General features: G+C 50.8%; 1 protein-coding gene. It reads left to right on the top strand.

Annotated features, from left to right (window positions below):
* Positions 1-221: 221 nt before the first annotated feature.
* On the top strand, positions 222-800 hold a 579-nt coding region (locus VZ95_RS19455; protein ID WP_052711965.1), incomplete at its 3' end, for a thioesterase II family protein.

Here is an 800-nt window from a genome sequence, read left to right as displayed (position 1 = left end):
CCGCGACCAAATCGCCGCCGCCAATAAGACGGCCGATGGCGGTTGGGTTGAATATGTGTGGCGCAACCCGGCAACGAAGAAGTTGCAGAAGAAGAAATCCTTCACTAAGAAGTTTGACAGCAAAGTGTTCGTTGTCGGTTACTACGAATAGGCCTTCGAATATCGCGCTTTAAATTTGAGACAGAGGGGTGCGCCCCTCTGTTTTTTGAGATAGAGACCCGATGCCGCACCGTTGGTTTCCTTTCGATGAGATTACGAAAGATCCCGAAATTCGCGTTTTCTGTTTTGCCCATGCGGGCGGGAATGCGAATTTCTTCCGGGAGTGGCGCGGCACGGCCGACCTTGTGGAATTCTACCCGGTCCAACTTCCTGGGCACGGAACCCGCCTGAGCGAGCCGCCCCTAACCCGGCTTGAGGATATTGTCGACGCGTTTGCCGAGGCGGCGGAACCGCTGCTGGACCGTCCCTTCGCCCTCTTCGGTCACAGCTTTGGCGCGTGGCTGGCCTATGCCGCAGCGCAACAAATTCGCACGCAATATGGTCAGTCAACGCGACATTTATTTGTCTCCGGCAACGTGCCGCCGCCGAAAACACCAAGAAAAACACCGAACATACTCACATCCATTGAAGAAGCTGAAAAATATATGATTTCCCTTGGTGGGACAGCTTCAGGTTTAATTAGCGACAAAGAATTACTAGAAATATTAACCCCTATATTCATGACAGATATTAATCTCCTGAGGATTTATCACGATAAATTTATAAATCCCCTAAAATGCCCCATAACCGCTTTTCTTGGA

Source organism: Elstera litoralis (assembly GCF_000963705.1).
Taxonomy (GTDB): domain Bacteria; phylum Pseudomonadota; class Alphaproteobacteria; order Elsterales; family Elsteraceae; genus Elstera; species Elstera litoralis.
Note: the sequence above shows the minus strand (reverse complement) of the source record. Positions and strands in the feature narration are given on the sequence as shown.